The sequence below is a fragment of the Pseudomonas viridiflava genome, from assembly GCF_001642795.1.
GTDB lineage: Bacteria > Pseudomonadota > Gammaproteobacteria > Pseudomonadales > Pseudomonadaceae > Aquipseudomonas > Aquipseudomonas viridiflava.
Genome location: NZ_LKEH01000039.1, coordinates 1 through 368, shown reverse-complemented (window position 1 = coordinate 368; position 368 = coordinate 1). Strand labels below are relative to the sequence as shown.

Annotated in this window: 1 rRNA gene (running past one end of the window); it reads right to left on the bottom strand. The window is 46.2% G+C overall.

What is annotated here, in order from left to right:
• Positions 1–60: ribosomal RNA gene (locus AO065_RS20340) — 16S ribosomal RNA — on the bottom strand (it extends 1472 nt beyond the left edge of the window).
• Positions 61–368: the final 308 nt, after the last annotated feature.

Here is a 368-nt window from a genome sequence, read left to right as displayed (position 1 = left end):
TTGCATGTGTTAAGCACGCCGCCAGCGTTCGTCCTGAGCCAGGATCAAACTCTCCGTTGAAGACTCTAGATTTCGCGGGCAAGCCCACTAATCAGTCATAGACAAAAAGAGTCAAATCACTAGCAAAAAAACTCAACTAGCAAAAAATGTGTCGGCAACCATTCAGACGGAAGAATGAACAATCACCGACGAAAAATACTCACACCACACACAAACCAACCAAACCCCAAGAGGCGGTTGATCATTCGCGGATGTGAAGTACCAAAAAAATTTTGGCACTGACATTCATCGACACACTGTTGAGTTCTCAAAGAACACGCACACGCCATCACTTCAACCAGGTTGAAAGCTCCGGGGCAAGGGTTACA